Source organism: Sphingomonas benefaciens (assembly GCF_052907485.1).
In genome coordinates, this window is sequence record NZ_JBREIC010000001.1 from 910,102 (window position 1) to 925,708 (window position 15,607).

The 15,607-nt window shown below is 65.8% G+C and carries 14 protein-coding genes and 1 tRNA gene; 7 read left to right on the plus strand and 8 right to left on the minus strand.

Features of this window, described 5'->3' with window-relative positions; all coding sequences use genetic code 11:
• The first annotated feature begins 201 nt into the window (after positions 1–201).
• Positions 202–1,737, plus strand: a complete 1,536-nt coding sequence (locus tag ACU5AX_RS04400; RefSeq protein WP_446689818.1) for a cation:proton antiporter — start codon at positions 202–204, stop codon at positions 1,735–1,737.
• Between the two features lie 77 nt (positions 1,738–1,814).
• On the opposite strand, the gene ACU5AX_RS04405 is transcribed toward ACU5AX_RS04400, so the two are convergent.
• The 3 genes from ACU5AX_RS04405 to lon all read right to left on the minus strand — a co-directional run bounded on the left by ACU5AX_RS04405 (position 1,815) and on the right by lon (position 4,757).
• A tRNA-Val gene (locus ACU5AX_RS04405) sits at positions 1,815–1,889 on the minus strand.
• A gap of 63 nt (positions 1,890–1,952) precedes the next feature.
• A complete protein-coding gene (locus ACU5AX_RS04410; RefSeq protein ID WP_198352581.1) occupies positions 1,953–2,225 on the minus strand; it encodes an HU family DNA-binding protein in 273 nt (90 codons plus the stop codon).
• 135 nt (positions 2,226–2,360) lie between these two features.
• The gene (lon, locus tag ACU5AX_RS04415) at positions 2,361–4,757 is read right to left on the minus strand and encodes an endopeptidase La (RefSeq protein ID WP_446689819.1); all 2,397 of its coding nucleotides are present in this window, start codon (positions 4,755–4,757) and stop codon (positions 2,361–2,363) included.
• A 150-nt stretch (positions 4,758–4,907) separates the two neighbouring features.
• Between lon and ACU5AX_RS04420 the strand changes: the two genes are divergently transcribed.
• From ACU5AX_RS04420 to ACU5AX_RS04435, 4 genes are all read left to right on the plus strand, one after another.
• Positions 4,908–6,626: a M1 family metallopeptidase gene (locus ACU5AX_RS04420; protein ID WP_446689820.1), complete on the plus strand. Its 1,719-nt coding sequence runs from the start codon at positions 4,908–4,910 to the stop codon at positions 6,624–6,626.
• A 141-nt stretch (positions 6,627–6,767) separates the two neighbouring features.
• On the plus strand, positions 6,768–8,489 hold the full coding sequence (locus ACU5AX_RS04425) for a M1 family metallopeptidase (protein WP_446689821.1): 1,722 nt from the start codon (positions 6,768–6,770) through the stop codon (positions 8,487–8,489).
• Complete coding sequence (locus tag ACU5AX_RS04430; protein WP_198352577.1) at positions 8,486–8,719, plus strand: hypothetical protein; 234 nt, start codon at positions 8,486–8,488, stop codon at positions 8,717–8,719. Before ACU5AX_RS04425 ends, ACU5AX_RS04430 begins: the two co-directional genes overlap by 4 nt.
• A complete protein-coding gene (locus ACU5AX_RS04435; RefSeq protein ID WP_446689822.1) occupies positions 8,716–9,297 on the plus strand; it encodes a methyltransferase family protein in 582 nt (193 codons plus the stop codon). The genes ACU5AX_RS04430 and ACU5AX_RS04435 overlap by 4 nt, the downstream gene beginning before the upstream one ends.
• 24 nt (positions 9,298–9,321) lie before the next feature.
• Here the strand turns inward: ACU5AX_RS04435 and ACU5AX_RS04440 are convergent, their stop codons facing one another.
• A complete protein-coding gene (locus tag ACU5AX_RS04440) occupies positions 9,322–10,389 on the minus strand; it encodes a calcium:cation antiporter (RefSeq protein WP_446689823.1) in 1,068 nt (355 codons plus the stop codon).
• 307 nt (positions 10,390–10,696) lie between these two features.
• Between ACU5AX_RS04440 and ACU5AX_RS04445 the strand changes: the two genes are divergently transcribed.
• A complete protein-coding gene (locus ACU5AX_RS04445; protein ID WP_446689824.1) occupies positions 10,697–11,554 on the plus strand; it encodes a manganese catalase family protein in 858 nt (285 codons plus the stop codon).
• 46 nt (positions 11,555–11,600) lie between these two features.
• On the opposite strand, the gene ACU5AX_RS04450 is transcribed toward ACU5AX_RS04445, so the two are convergent.
• Positions 11,601–12,155 (minus strand): hypothetical protein, encoded by a 555-nt coding sequence (locus tag ACU5AX_RS04450; RefSeq protein ID WP_446689825.1) that lies wholly within the window; start codon positions 12,153–12,155, stop codon positions 11,601–11,603.
• 34 nt (positions 12,156–12,189) lie between these two features.
• On the opposite strand from ACU5AX_RS04450, the gene ACU5AX_RS04455 reads away from it, so the two are divergent.
• On the plus strand, positions 12,190–12,363 hold the full coding sequence (locus ACU5AX_RS04455) for a hypothetical protein (protein WP_446689826.1): 174 nt from the start codon (positions 12,190–12,192) through the stop codon (positions 12,361–12,363).
• A gap of 126 nt (positions 12,364–12,489) precedes the next feature.
• On the opposite strand, the gene clpX is transcribed toward ACU5AX_RS04455, so the two are convergent.
• The 3 genes from clpX to ACU5AX_RS04470 form a co-directional block, all read right to left on the minus strand.
• A complete protein-coding gene (gene clpX, locus ACU5AX_RS04460; protein WP_198352572.1) occupies positions 12,490–13,755 on the minus strand; it encodes an ATP-dependent Clp protease ATP-binding subunit ClpX in 1,266 nt (421 codons plus the stop codon).
• Between the two features lie 133 nt (positions 13,756–13,888).
• The gene (locus ACU5AX_RS04465; RefSeq protein ID WP_232473799.1) at positions 13,889–14,578 is read right to left on the minus strand and encodes an ATP-dependent Clp protease proteolytic subunit; all 690 of its coding nucleotides are present in this window, start codon (positions 14,576–14,578) and stop codon (positions 13,889–13,891) included.
• A 55-nt stretch (positions 14,579–14,633) separates the two neighbouring features.
• Positions 14,634–15,566, minus strand: coding sequence for a glycosyltransferase family 2 protein (locus ACU5AX_RS04470; RefSeq protein ID WP_446689827.1), 933 nt, complete (start codon positions 15,564–15,566; stop codon positions 14,634–14,636).
• Positions 15,567–15,607 lie beyond the last annotated feature (41 nt).

The window sequence follows — 15,607 nt, forward strand, 5'->3', positions numbered from 1 at the left end:
GGGCTATGCCCCTGACCGGCGGAAGAACCCCCTGCGCCGATCCCGTCCCGGCGGTTAGGCGTCCTAAATGACGTCAGCATGAGAATGGCGTTACGAAACAGTTGCGATTGCGTGACGTTTCAGTGACGGTGGCGCGGTTCGCTATTGTCCGGGGACCAAGGCACATTGGGTCGTGTGCATAGGTGAAGCGTTAGTCGAGCGATGGACGCCTTCGAATCGATCCTTGCGATGCTGGCAGGCGCGGTGCTGCTGCGCGGCCTGTCGCACCGGAGCGGCGTGCCCTTTCCGACCTTGCTCGCGGTTGCCGGCGCCTTGCTGGCCCTGGTCGCGGTCGAGCTGCCCTTTTCGCTCGACCCGTCGCTGGTGCTGGCGCTGTTCGTCGCGCCGATCCTGCTCGACGCGGCGTTTGACACATCGCCGCGCGACCTCAAGGCGAATTGGCGCGCGGTGCTGCAGCTGGTCGTGGTGGCGGTGGGTTTGACGACCATCGGTGTCGCCGCGGTGGCGCACTGGCTTGTGCCCGATCTATCGTGGGCAGCGGCGATCGCGCTTGGTGCCATCGTCGCGCCCCCCGACGCCGCAGCGGCGACCGCGGCCCTGCGCCAAGTTTCGCCGCCGCACCGGCTCAACGTCATCTTGGAAGGGGAATCGCTGCTCAACGACGCGTCGGCGCTGCTGATTTATCGACTGGCCGTGACCGCCGCAGTGTCGGGCGGGACGATCACCGCCGCGGCCATCGCACCGACCTTCCTCCTGTCCGTCGTCGGCAGCCTGGTCGCCGGCCCAGCAATCGCGCTGGTCTGGAGCCGTTTGACTCGCGACATCAGCGACGCGCCAAGTTCGATCATCCTCCAATTCGTCGCGACCTTCGGCGTCTGGGTAGTGGCGGAGAGCCTGCACCTGTCAGCCATCCTGACAGTCGTCACCTATGCGATGACGATCGCGCGTTCCGCCCCGGCCCGCACCCCGGCGCGGCTGCGCGTGCCGTCCTATGCCGTCTGGGACACGGCGGTCGTCGTCCTCACCGCGCTCGCCTTCGTGCTGATCGGCCTGCAGCTCGGCCCGGTGATCCGCCACGCGCCGCCCGGCGCGGTCGCGGAATGGAGCGTGGTCGCCGCCGCCGTCCTGGCGACCGTCATCGTGCTGCGCCTCATCTGGGTCTTCGGCTACAATCGCTGGCTATGGCTGCGCGGCGCCCGTGTCGCGGACGACAGCCATGCCGATTGGCGCAGTGGGATGATCATCGGCTGGGCGGGAATGCGCGGCATCGTCACCGTCGGCACTGCGCTGGCGCTACCCGCGGGCTTTCCGCATCGCGACCTGCTGCTGTTCGTGGCCTTCGCGGTGACGCTCGGCACCCTCGTCATCCAGGGGCTGACGCTGAAGCCGCTGGTCCGCTGGCTGGCGCTGGAGGACGACGGTCCTGTCGAGCGCGAGGTCCGGCTCGCGCGCGTCGCGCTGGCCGAGACCGGGCTTGCCGCGATCGACGGCGATGACAGCGACGAGGCCCGTGCGTTGCGCGACGAACTCCACATCGAATGCCGGACCGCCGCCGATGCCGAGGAGGGCGATGGTCGGGCGATCCTGCCGGCCAAGGTGCTGCGCCGACGCGTTTCGGAGGAACGGCGCGAGCGGCTACTGGCGCTACGCCGCGACGGCACGATCGGGGACGATGCCTTCCACCGGCTGGAGGAGGAACTCGACTTCGCCGATCTGGCGATCGAACAGCGCATCTGACGTTCTGCGCAGCCCCCGCGCCAGATGACCCAGCCAAACCAAAAAGCCCGCCGGTCCGAAGACCGGGCGGGCTGATATGGTGGGCGCGACAGGGATTGAACCTGTGACCCCACCCGTGTGAAGGGTGTGCTCTACCGCTGAGCTACGCGCCCGAAACTCTCGGGAAGCGGGCCTTTAGGCGGCGGGATGCCGCCTGTCCAGCCCGATCTTGTCGATCAGTTGACCGAATCCTTCAGGCCCTTGCCGGCCTTGAACTTCGGCTGATTCGACGCCTTGATCGTCATCGGCTCCTTGGTGCGCGGGTTGCGCCCGGTCGACGCCTTACGCTTCGACACGGAGAAGGTGCCGAAACCGACCAGGCGTACTTCGTCGCCCTTCTTCAGGCTGGCGGAAATCGCCTCGAATACGGCCTCGACCGCCTTGATCGCGTCGCTCTTGGCCAGGCCGGACGTGTCGGCGACCGTGGCGATCAGCTCCTGCTTGTTCATCGGAAAAACTGCCCCCTTGGAAACGGTAAGAATCGTGCGGCCAGGCCGAAAGACCAGTAAGGCCGTACGTACGGTACGAGTCAATGCCCCACCGGCCCGACGACCGATGGCGGCGATTGACGACAATCGTATTAATTAATGGTGCAATTCCCCTCCCGCGGGTGCGACCCCGGCCGGCGGCAGCGCGGCAAGCTCGTCCGCGTCGGTCCAGTCGATCGCCTCCAGCGGCTCGGTCAGCGCCAGGCGCAGCACCTCGTCGACATGGCTGACCGGCACGATGGTCAGCCCGTCCTTGATGTTCTGCGGAATGTCGGCGAGATCCTTCTCATTCTCCTGCGGGATCAGCACCGTCTCGATACCGCCGCGCAGCGCGGCGAGCAGCTTCTCCTTCAGCCCGCCGATCGGCAGCACACGACCGCGCAACGTCACCTCGCCGGTCATCGCCACATCCTTACGCACCGCGACGCCGGTCAGCGTCGAGACGATCGAGGTGACAAGGCCGATGCCTGCCGACGGGCCATCCTTCGGCACCGCCCCTTCGGGCAGGTGGATGTGGATGTCCTTGCGGTGGAACAGCGACGGCTTGATGCCATAGCTCGGGCTGCGCGCCTGGACGAAGCTGAAGGCGGCCTGGACCGATTCCTTCATCACGTCGCCCAGCTTGCCGGTGGTCTTCACCGCGCCCTTGCCCGGCACCGTCACGCTCTCGATCGTCAGCAGCTCGCCGCCGACCTCGGTCCAGGCGAGCCCGGTAACCGCGCCGATCTGATGCTCGGTCTCCGACAGTCCGTGACGAAACTTCTGCACCCCGGCGAATTCATGGAGGTTGTCGGGCGTGATCGTGACGTGCTCGCTCTTGCCCTCGAGGATCTGGCGCAACGCTTTGCGGGCAAGCTTGGCGATCTCCCGCTCCAGCGTCCGCACGCCGGCCTCGCGGGTATAGCGCTGGATCAGCGCGCGCAGCCCGTCATGGGTCAGCGTGAACTCGCCATCCTTCAGGCCATGCTCGCCGATCACCTTGGGCAGCAGGTGCCGCTCGGCGATCTCGACCTTCTCATCCTCCGTATAGCCCTCCAGCCGGATGATCTCCATCCGGTCGAGCAGCGGCTGCGGCAGGTTGAGCGTGTTGGCGGTGCAGACGAACATCACGTCGGACAGATCGATGTCGATCTCGAGATAATGGTCGTTGAACTTGGCATTCTGTTCGGGATCGAGCACCTCGAGCAGCGCCGACGCCGGGTCGCCGCGGAAATCCTGGCCCAGCTTGTCGATCTCGTCGAGCAGGAACAGAGGGTTACTGGTCCCGGCCTTTTTCAGGTTGGTGACGATCTTGCCTGGCAGCGAGCCGATATAGGTGCGCCGATGGCCGCGGATCTCCGCCTCGTCACGCACGCCGCCCAGGCTTTGGCGGATGAACTCGCGCCCGGTCGCCTTGGCGATCGACTTTCCGAGGCTGGTCTTGCCGACACCCGGCGGGCCGACGAGGCACAGGATCGGCCCCTTCAGCTTGTTCATTCGCGCTTGCACGCCGAGATATTCGACGATCCGGTCCTTGACCTTCTCTAGCGCATAATGGTCCTCGTCCAGCACCGCCTGGGCAGCGGCGATGTCCTTCTTGACCTTGCTCTTCTTGCCCCAGGGCAGGCCGAGCAGCACGTCCAGATAGTTGCGCACCACCGTCGCCTCGGCGCTCATCGGCGCCATGGTCTTGAGCTTCTTCAGCTCGGCGGTCGCCTTGGTCCGCGCCTCCTTCGACAGCTTCAGCGTCGCGATCTTCTGCGTCAGCTCGGCGATCTCGTCGCCGTCGCTCTCGTCGTCGCTGTTGCCCAGCTCGCGCTGGATCGCCTTCAACTGCTCGTTGAGGTAATATTCGCGCTGCGTCTTCTCCATCTGGCGCTTGACGCGGCTCTTGATCTTCTTCTCGACCTGCAGGACGCCGAGCTCGCCCTCCATCAGCGCATAGGCCATCTCCAGCCGCTTGGCCGGATCGGTTTCGACCAGCAGCGCCTGCTTATCGGCCACCTTGACCTGGATATTGGCCATAATCGCGTCGGACAGCTTCGCCGCCTCGACCAATTCGCCGAGCTGCACCGCGGTCTCGGCGGGCAGCTTGCGGTTGAGCTTGGCGTAGTTCTCGAACTGCTCGACCACGGAGCGCATCAGCGCCGTGATCTCCGGCCCTTCGGGCTCGACGTCCTGCATCGCCTCGATCGATGCGACGAGGTGTCCCTCGCCCTCGCTCAGCTCGACCAGCCGGCCGCGCTGCTTGCCTTCGACCAGTACGCGCACGGTACCGTCGGGCAGCTTCAGCAGCTGCAGCACGGTGGCGGTGACGCCGACCTCGTACAGGTCCTCGCGCTGAGGATCGTCTTCGGCCGGGTCGAGCTGCGCGACCAGGAAAATTTCCTTGTCGGCGGCCATCGCGGCTTCCAGCGCCGACACGCTTTTGTCGCGGCCGACGAACAGCGGCACGATCATATGCGGGAAGACGACGATGTCACGCAGCGGCAGGACGGGGAAGGTGGTGTGCATGTAAACTCCGCGGCCGTCGGAACCAGACGGCCTCATCCCATACTATATGGTGAGCCGGCGACATCCATCAATCGTCCTGCGTCACGATTAGCCTCTTGCCAGCGGCGCCACGGCCGTGGAAATCCATGCCCCGTATCAAAGGGGTATACGATGACGTTCCGCCTGTCGCTCGCCGCCGCGCTGCTGCTGTCCACCGCGGCCTACGCTTCCGAGCCGGGCAAGCCGCCGATCACCGCGCAGGTTTCGGCGTCCGGCGGCCCGCTTGATCCGGCGCAGAAGAAGTTGAAGTTCGACACCGCCGACCTGCAGTTCGAGGTCGATCCGGATCGGGAGGTGCTGAACGGCGTCGCGACGCTGACCTTCACCACGCTCGACAAGACCGATCGCATCGTCGTCGACCTCGACAACAATTATACGGTCACCGCCGTGACGGTCGACGGTGTCGCCGCAGGCTTCGAAAATCCGCAGGGGCGGATGACGATCAAGCTCGCCAAGAAGGCGGCGAAGGACGCCAAGCTGGTGGTCAAGATCACTTATGGCGGCCGCCCGCACGTCGCGGTGCGCGCGCCATGGGACGGTGGCTTCGTCTGGGCGAAGACGCCGGACGGCCAGCCGTGGATCGCGACCGCGGTGCAGATGGAGGGCTGCGACCTGTTTTGGCCGTGCATCGACTATCCGACCTACGAGCCGGAGAAGGTGACGCTGCACATCACCGTGCCACGTGGCCTCAAGGCGCCGTCCAACGGCAAGCTGCTCGGCGTCGACCATCTGCAGGACGGCCGCTCGACCTGGAACTGGGAGGTCGCCCATCCGAACCTGTACGGCATCGCGCTCAACGTCGGCCCATACGAGGAGATCAGCGGCACCTACAAGAGCAAGTTCGGCGACACGATCCCGATGTATTATTGGTATCTGCCCGGCGAGAAGGACCAGGCCAAGGCGCTGTTCGACGAATTCGCGCCGACGCTCGACTTCTACGAGGGCGTGATCGGCCCCTACCCGTGGCGGACCGAGAAGGTCGGGGTGGTGGAGACGCCGCACAAAGGCATGGAGCATCAGACGATCAACGCCTACGGCAACGCCTATGCCAAGGCGCCGGAAGGGTTCGACTGGCTGTTCCAGCATGAATTCGGCCACGAATGGTTCGCCAACCAGATGACCGCGGTGAACTGGGACGACTTCTGGCTGCACGAAGGCTTCACCGCCTATATGCAGCCGCTCTACGGCCGCTGGCGCGAAGGCGATGGTCGCTACACCGCGATGATGCTCGCGGCGCGGCCAGGCATCCAGAACAAGTCGCCGCTGGTGACGGGCAAGCCGCAGACCGCCGAGGACGTCTACGAAAAGGCGCCGGGTCGCGGCGGCGACATCTACACCAAGGGCGAGTGGATCCTGCACACGCTGCGCAACGCGATCGGCGATCGCGCCTTCTTCGATGCGACCAAGTTGCTGGTCTACGGCCGGGTCGATCCGGCGCCGGGCAATTTCCAGCCGGTGTTCCGCACCACGCCCGACTTCATCGCCGACGTCAATTCGGTGACGGGGCAGAATTGGCAGTGGTTCTTCGACGTCTACCTCTATCAGGCGGCGTTGCCCAAGCTGGTGACCAACCGCAGTGGGACGCAACTGACGCTGAAATGGCAGACGCCGCTCAACAAGCCCTTCCCGCTGCCGGTCGAGGTGCAGATCGACGACCGCGTCGAGAAGGTGCCGATGACCGGCGGCGTCGCGACGATCACCGTGCCCGCCGGCGCGCATCTCGTGATCGATCCGATGAGCCGGCTGCTCAAGCAGGATGATGCGGTGGACGCCTTCCAGGCTTGGAAAGCCGCGCAAACACCGGCGGCAGGGGCGGCGGCGAAGAAGTGAATCATCCTCCCCGGCACGGGGAGGTGGCACGCCGAAAGGCGTGACGGAGGGGGATCGCCACGCAGCACAGCATTGGTGGAAGCCCCCTCCACCAGCTTTGCTGGCCCCCCTCCCCGTGCCGGGGAGGATAAGGAGAATTCAATGAAATCACTGCTCGCCGCATCTGCCCTCGCCTTGGTCGCCGCGGCCCCCGAATTGCCCAAGAAGGGTGAGCCGCCGATCACCGAACAGACGCAGAAATCGGGCGGCGTCCGTCCTCCCGAACAGATGGCGCTGCAGTTCGACACCGCCGACCTGTCGTTCGAGGTGCTGCCCGACACCGAGACGCTGAACGGCGTCGCCACGCTCGGCTTCACCGCCAAGGCGCCGCTGACGCGGCTGCTGATCGACCTCGACCGCAACCTCCCTGTCACCGCGATCAGCATCGACGGCCGGCCACTCGCTACGGGCGCCTGGAGCAATCCGGAGGGGCAGCTCGCCATCACGCTGCCCCGCCCCCTCGCCGCCGGGCAGAAGGTCAGCGCCAGGATCACCTACGGCGGCCAGCCGCATGTCGCGGTACGCGCGCCGTGGGACGACGGCATGGTCTGGTCGAAAACGCCGTCGGGCCAGACCTGGTTCGCGACCACGGCCGAAGGCTATGGGTGCGACCTGTTCTGGCCGTGCCTCGACTTCCCGACCGGCGAGCCCGGTGTCGTCGACCTCCACATCACCGTGCCCAAAGGCCTCAAGGCGCCGTCCAACGGCAAGCTGATCTCGGTCGACCAGCTGCCCGACGGCCGCACCCGCTGGAACTGGCGGACACGCAATCCCAACACCTATGCGATCGCGCTCAACGTCGGCCCCTATGAGGTGATCGAGGGCAGCCATAAGAGCCGCTTCGGCAACACGATCCCGATGTATTATTGGTATCTGCCCGGCGAAAAGGAAAAGGCGCAGGCGCTGTTCGACGAATTCGGCCCGACGATCGACTTCTTCGAGGCCAATGTCGGCCCCTATCCTTTCGGCGACGAAAAAGTCGGCGTGGTCGAGACGCCGCACAAGGGCATGGAGCATCAGACGATCAACGCCTATGGCAATGACTATGCCAAGGCGATCGAGGGCTTCGACTGGCTGTTCCAGCACGAATTCACCCACGAATGGTTTGCCAACCAGCTGACCGCGGCGAACTGGGACGATTACTGGCTGCACGAAGGCTATGGCAGCTATATGCAGCCGGCCTATGGCCTGTGGCGCGAAGGACGCGCCCGCTACGCCGCGATGATGCAGGGGCAGCGCGGCACGATCATGAACAAGGTGCCGATCGTCCAAGGTCGCGTGCTGACCGAAGAACAGGTCTACGAGCCCGACCATGGCGGCGCCGGCCAGGATATCTACGTCAAGGGCTCGTGGATGCTCCACACGCTGCGCGGCCTGATCGGCGACGACGCCTTCTGGAAGGTGACGACACTCGCCGTCTACGGGCGCGCCGATCCGAAACCGGGCAACTTCCGCCCGCGCTACGGATCGAGCGAGGAATATGAGCGCTTCGTCCGGCAGGTGACCGGCAAGGACTATGGCTGGTTCTTCGACGTCTATCTGCGTCAGGCGAAGCTGCCCGAACTGCTGGAGACGCGCAACGGCGATCGCGTCACGCTGGCATGGAACGTGCCCGGCGGAGGCCCCTTCCCGATGCCGGTCGAGGTCGACGTCGCCGGCAAGCTGACGACCCTGCCGATGTCCGCCGGGCATGGCACGCTGACCATCCCCGCCGGCGCGCATTATGTCGTCGATCCCGACGCCAAGATCCTGCGCCGCAGCGTCGCGGTCGAGGAGGTGCAGGCGTGGCGGGCCGAACAGGCGGCGCGGAAGCCAGCCTCATGAGCGGCCGGCTGCTCCCGCGGGTCGCCGAGATGGCGGCGATCTTCATGGTCGGCGACGGCCTGGTCGGCCTGATCCAGCCGCGCCGCCATGTCGACCTTTGGAAGGAGGACGCGCTCGGCGCCGAAAAGGCGGTGCGGCCGTTCGTCGACCGGCCGGGTCGGCGCCGGGTCTATGCCGCCATTCAGATCGCTGCCGGGCTGGCCCTTGCCGCCCGGCAACGGCCACGATGAGCGGCGTCACCGGCCTGCCGGGACTCGCGGTCACCGCCACCGGCCTGTGCCTATTCGCCGCCGCCGTAGCGCTGGCTCGCAGGGGACGGACCCCGGAAGAGGGGGCGAGGCGCGATAGTGCCTCACTGCTCGGGATCGGCATCCAGGGACTGGGCTTCGGCATCGTCGCGACCGGGCCGATCCGTGTCGCCCTCGATCCTCTCGCCGCGAGCGCGATCGGCAAGGCCATCCTGACCGCCGTCTGTATCGGCGTGGCCTTAACACTCTTCCTCTGGGCGCGGCAGACGATGGGACGGAATTGGAGCATCGTCGCCCGCACACGTATGGATCATGCGCTCGTCACGGCAGGGCCGTTCGCCCACGTCCGCCACCCGATCTACACCGCGATCGGCCTATTGCTGGTCGGCGTCGCCCTCGGCTTGGGTCACGAGCCACGCCTCATCGCGGCGCTTCCCGTCTACGCGCTCGGCACATGGTTGCGCGTCAGGATCGAGGAACGGTTGCTCAGGATGCAGTTTGGCGGAACGTATGACGCCTATGCCGCGCGGGTGAAGCGCTTCGTCCCGCTCGTCTTCTGACGCGGAAACCGCAGGGAGGCCGGGTCACGGCACGACCGTGGTGAAAAGATACGCGGCAAAGATCACGAGATGAACCGCACCTTGCAATACGGTCGTGCGGCCGGTGCCGAGCGACACCGTGGCGATGAACAGTGACAGCGCGAGCAGCGTCATGCCCTTCGCGCCGAGTCCCAGGGCCAGGGGCAGGCCAAGCACGAGGCTGGTCACGGCGACCGCGGGGATGGTCAGGCCGATCGTCGCCAGCGCCGATCCCAAGGCGAGGTTGAGGCTGGTCTGCAACCGGTTGCGCCGGGCCGCCCGCACAGCCGCCAGACTCTCCGGCGCCAGCACCAGCGCCGCGATCACCACCCCGACGATGGCCAGCGGCAGCCCGGCATCGACGATCGCCGCCTCCACTTTCGCCGACAGTCCCTTGGCGAGCAGGACCACCCCGACAAGCGCGACCAGCAGGGTAGCGAACGACAGCCACGCCACCCGATTCCCGGGCGTATCCTCATGCGCATCATCGGCAGCATCGCCCGCGGGCAGGAAATATTCGCGGTGGCGCACGGTCTGGACCAGCACGAACGTGCCGTAGAGCGCGAGGCTGACGACTGCGACGAAGATCAGCTGGGACGGCGCGTAGGTCGGTCCCGGCGCGCTGGTGACGTAATTGGGCAGGATCAGCGACAGCACGACCAGCGCCGCCAGCGTGCACAGCGCCGCGCTCGCCCCGCGCAACGAGAAACGCTGCTCGCCGTGCGCCGCCCCGCCGACGAGCAGGCAGACGCCCAAGATGCCGTTGAGGATGATCATGATTGCGGCGAACACCGTATCGCGCGCCAGACTGGCCGCATCGCCCGCGTCCGACAGCATCAGGCTGACGATCAGCGACACCTCGATCACCGTCACCGCAATGGCGAGCACGAGCGTTCCGAACGGCTCACCGACGCGATGGGCGACCACTTCAGCGTGATGGACCGCCGCGATCACCGTACCGAACAGCACCAGCGCGGCGGCGGCCAAGCCGATCGTCCCCATCGCATAGAGGGAGACCAGCACGGCGACGATCGCCACTGCCGGGAAGACCAGCGACCACAGCGGCAAGGTCACGCCGCTGGTTCTCACGACTTGATCTTGGCGCGCCATCCGATCCCCCTCATACGTCTGTTGCGGTGTTCGGCTAATGCGCGGCCTAGGCAAAGGGTCCGCGTCGCGCGCGTTGCCTAGCCTGGATCAAGGCCGCGCCTCGACCCGTCTCGATCCCGCCACCCTCTACCGACCAAATCGCAAGAACTTCATCTAAGTTACTACGATTACTCCATTTTATTGCGGCATCACAACAAACCCTCGACGTCCCCGCGGGTTGTTGATGCAGTCGGCGCAAGGTCGACGCCGTCCGTCAGCAGGAGACGCAAGCATGTATTACCACGACAAACGGCTGCAATATCCCGTCCGCTGCGAGTCCCCCGACCCGCAATTCGCCCGTCTGCTGCAACAGGCGATCGGCGGCGTGGAGGGCGAGATCCGCGTCTGCATGCAGTATTTCTTTCAAGCCTGGGGCAATCGCGCACCAAGCACCAAATACCGCGACATGCTGCTTAACACCGCGACCGAAGAGATCGGCCATATCGAGATGCTCGCCACCGCGGTCGCGCTCAATCTCGACAAGGCCCCGGCCTCGCTTCAGGAAGAAGGCGCCGCCGACGGCATCGTCGGCGCGGTGATGGGCGGTGAACGGCCCCGTCATGCGATCGAGGGCATCATTCACAAGAACCTGCTGTCGAGCGGCCTTGCCGCGATGCCGATGGATTCGGACGGCGTGCCCTTCGACATGAGCCACATCTACGCCAGCGGCAATATCGCCGCCGACATGTATTGCAACGTCGCCGCAGAGAGCACCGGCCGCGTCCTGGCGGTACGGCTGTTCAACGCCGCGCACGATCAGGGCATGAAGGACATGCTCCACTATATGATCGCGCGCGACACCATGCACCAGAACCAGTGGCTTGCTGTCATTGAGGAGCTCGGCGGCGCGGCCGCCGGCCCGATTCCCAATTCCTTCCCGCAGAGCGACGAGGACAATGGCAACAACTACAATTTCTATGTGACCAGCCTCGACGGCAGCACGCCGGAGGGTCGCTGGACCAGCGGCCCCTCGGTCGACGGCAAGGGCGAGTTTACCACCTTCCGCAACGAACCGCTCGGCGAGGAACCGATCCTCGGCCCCGCCCGGCCAGACAGCGGCGCCCAGTCCGAACAGATCGGCAAGGCCTGACGATCCGCCTTCGCCACCCCGGCCCCCGCCGGGGTGGCGAGGCAGGTCACCGCCCCAGTACGATCGCCGTGGCAGGTCCCGCGTTCTGCAGGATGTGCACCAGCATTACGATCCCGGCCGCCCGCCAGAAGCCGCGTGGCCGCCACGTCATGTACAGCGTCGAGAAGATCAGGAACGGCCACCAGATCACCGCACCCCATAGCGGCGCCATCAGGCTGTGCAGCACACCCCATGTTGCCGCGCTGGCAAGCACGGCCTGCCAGGGTTTCAGCAACCGCCGCAGGATTTCGAGACCGCCGGCCATCAGCAGCGTTTCGGTGATCGGACTGAACAGCGCGATCATGCCCCACAAGACGGCGGGCGGTGCCTCCCCCAGTTCGGGCCCCGCCCCACCGGGCGCGATCCGGGTGAGGATAAAGCCGATCACGACACTGACGCTCAGTGCCAGCAGCCAGGCGACGAGGATCGCCAGCCATGGCCTGCGGTCACGGAACAATGCGGCCGGAAGAAGAAGGGCGAGCGGTCCGCGCCCGGCCTGCCATGCAGGGCTGAGCGGCGCCTCGCCTTCGATCGTCGCGTCGATCATCGCATGCTCCATCATGTGCCCGTCATGGCGCGGCAGGCGTTAATGCGCGATGACGCCCAATCTTTCCCGCCCCGCCACGGTATCGATCGCCTGGCACCGCAAACGGGGCCTCCATGCCGAGGCCGCGATCACCCCCGCCGCGTTGCTAGCCATCGGTGGATTGGTGGCGAGCATCCTGCTCTCCACCGCCGTGCTCGTTGAAGTGGCGGCCCGCGGTCGATAGCCTGGCGTTGGCCACGCGTGACGTCTCACCGGCGGACGACAGCCATTTTCACGCCGAAAATCTTCCGAAAACGAAAAGGGCGCCGCTCGCGCGACGCCCTCAACGATCCCGAGCAAGACGATCGAATCAGGCCGCCGCCCCATCCTTCTTCTTCTCGGCATAGACGCGGATCGGTTCCTTGCGGCCTTCGACCACATCCTTGTCGATCATCACTTCGTCGACACCCTCCATGCCGGGCAGGTCGAACATCGTGTCGAGCAATATGCCCTCTAGGATCGACCGCAGGCCGCGCGCGCCGGTCTTGCGCTCGATCGCCTTCTTAGCGACCGTGGTCAGCGCGTCGTCGGTGAAGTCGAGCTCGACCTGCTCCATCTCGAACAGCTTCTGATACTGTTTGACCAAGGCGTTCTTCGGCTCCGACAGGATCTTGACCAGCGCCGGGATGTCGAGATCCTCCAGCGTCGCGATCACCGGCAGACGGCCGACGAACTCCGGAATTAGGCCGAACTTAAGGAGATCTTCCGGCTCGGTCTGGCGCAGATACTCGCCCGTCCGCTTCTCTTCCGGCGCGGCGACATAGGCGCCGAAGCCGATCGACTTGCCCTGCAGACGGTCGCCGATGATCTTCTCGAGACCCGAGAACGCACCACCGCAGATGAAGAGGATATTGGTCGTGTCGACCTGCAGAAATTCCTGCTGCGGATGTTTGCGGCCGCCCTGCGGCGGCACGCTCGCGGTGGTGCCTTCCATCAGCTTGAGCAACGCCTGCTGCACGCCCTCGCCCGACACGTCGCGGGTGATCGAGGGGTTCTCGGCCTTGCGGCTGATCTTGTCGATCTCGTCGATGTAGACGATGCCGCGCTGCGCGCGCTCGACGTTATAGTCGGACGCCTGGAGCAGCTTGAGGATGATGTTCTCGACATCCTCACCGACATAACCCGCCTCGGTCAGCGTCGTCGCGTCCGCCATGGTGAACGGCACGTCGAGGATGCGCGCCAGCGTCTGCGCGAGCAACGTCTTGCCGCAGCCGGTCGGGCCGACGAGCAGGATGTTGCTCTTCGCCAGCTCGACGTCGGCGCCCTTGGCGCCGTGATTCAGGCGCTTGTAGTGATTGTGCACCGCCACCGACAGCACGCGCTTCGCCTGCTTCTGGCCGATGACGTAATCGTCCAGCACGTCGCAGATTTCCTGCGGCGTCGGCACACCGCCGTCCTTCTTGGCAACCAGCGCGGACTTGGTTTCCTCGCGGATGATATCGTTGCACAGCTCGACGCACTCATCGCAGATGAACACGGTTGGTCCGGCGATCAGCTTGCGGACCTCGTGCTGCGACTTGCCGCAGAACGAGCAATAGAGGGTGCTCTTGGAGTCGCCACCGCTCAATTTCGTCATTCACACTTCCTTGTCGCGGAGGTCATCTCCGCTGGTGAGGCCGGGCATGGTAACCCGGCCGGTACGCAAACCACAACGCCCAAACGTCCCTAACGGTCTCCGGCCGGCGCATGCCCGCCCCGGCCAGACCAGATCAGGCGGCCTGCTGAACCTCTTCGCTCGGCGTCGGACGCTTATCGAACACCTCGTCGACCAGGCCAAATTCCTTCGCCTCGTGCGCCTCGAGGAACGTGTCGCGATCCATGCGCCGCTCGATCTCCTCGAGCGGCTGGCCGGTGTACTGGGCGTACAGATCGTTCATCCGCTTGCGGATACGCAGGATTTCCTTGGCCTGAATCTCGATGTCCGAGGCCATGCCCTGTGCGCCGCCCGACGGCTGGTGGATCATGATCCGGGCGTTGGTCAGCGCGATGCGCATCCCCGGCTCACCCGAGGCCAGCAGGAAGCTGCCCATCGAAGCGGCCTGGCCGATGCAGACCGTGCCGACGCGCGGCCGGATGTACTGCATGGTGTCGTGGATCGCCATGCCCGCCGTGACGACACCGCCCGGCGAGTTGATATACATGAAGATGTCCTTCTTCGGGTTCTCGGACTCGAGGAAGAGCAGCTGCGCGGTGATCAGGCTGGCCATGCCGTCCTCGACACCGCCGGTCACGAAGATGATCCGCTCGCGGAGCAGGCGGCTGAAGATGTCGAACGAACGCTCGCCGCGGTTCGACTGTTCGATGACGATCGGCACGAGCCCAGCCTGGGTCTGCTGCAAGCCAAGGCCTGCGCGCCCCAGATGGTTCGCGAAATCACCGGTCTCGAACGGATTGTGCATGGAAATCTCTCTTATGCCCTTGAGGCCGCCAACATCGGCGCTTGCCCCGGACAGTTCAAGCCCCGTTGCCGGGGGCGGGCAGCGCCAGATAGGCGAGACGTCGCACCTCGCGCCGGCCGCGCACCACGGTGTCGAGGATCAGCCCGGCGAACCAGCAGAGCGCGGCGACGATCATCAGTCCGGTGATCAGGATCGCGGTCGGGAAGCGCGGCACCAGCCCCGTATCGAGGTAGGTGAGCGCCAATGGCACACCAAGCGCGAATGCCACGACAGCCAGCACCGCGGCGATCGCGCCGAAGAACAGCAACGGCCGTTCGATACGGTAGAGGGTCACGATCGTGCGCAGGATGCGCCAGCCGTCGCCATAGGTGCTGAGCTTCGACGCCGAGCCTTCGGGCCGCGCGAAATACGGGGTCTCGATCTCCGCCACGGGCATTTTGAGTTCAAGGGCGTGGACGCTGATCTCCGTCTCGATCTCGAAGCCGGCAGAGAGCGACGGAAAGCTCTTCACGAAGCGCCGCGAGAAGACGCGATAGCCCGACAGGATGTCGGTGAAACTGCGCCCGAACAGGCGCGCCAGCATGCCGGTGAGCAGTGCGTTGCCGAAGCGGTGGCCGCGGCGGTAGCTTTCCTGCACCTGGCTGATCCGGCTGCCGACGATCATGTCGGCCTGTTCCTCGATCAGCCGCGCGACCAGCGCGGGCGCGGAAGCCGCATCATAGGTAGCGTCGCCATCCGCCATGACGTAGACGTCCGCGTCGACGTCGGCGAACATCCGCCTCACGACATTGCCCTTGCCCTGGATGCGCTCGCGGCGGACGACGGCACCGGCCGCGCGCGCAACTTCGACAGTGCGGTCGCGCGAGTTGTTGTCGTAGACGTAGACGGTGGCCCCGGGCAGTGCGGCGCGGAAGCCAGCAACCGTCTGCGCGATCGCGGCTTCCTCGTTATAGCAGGGCAGCAGCACTGCGATCCGTGGCTGCGTCACTTCACTGCCCCCTATTGTCGCCTGGGGGCGCAACGCCCCGC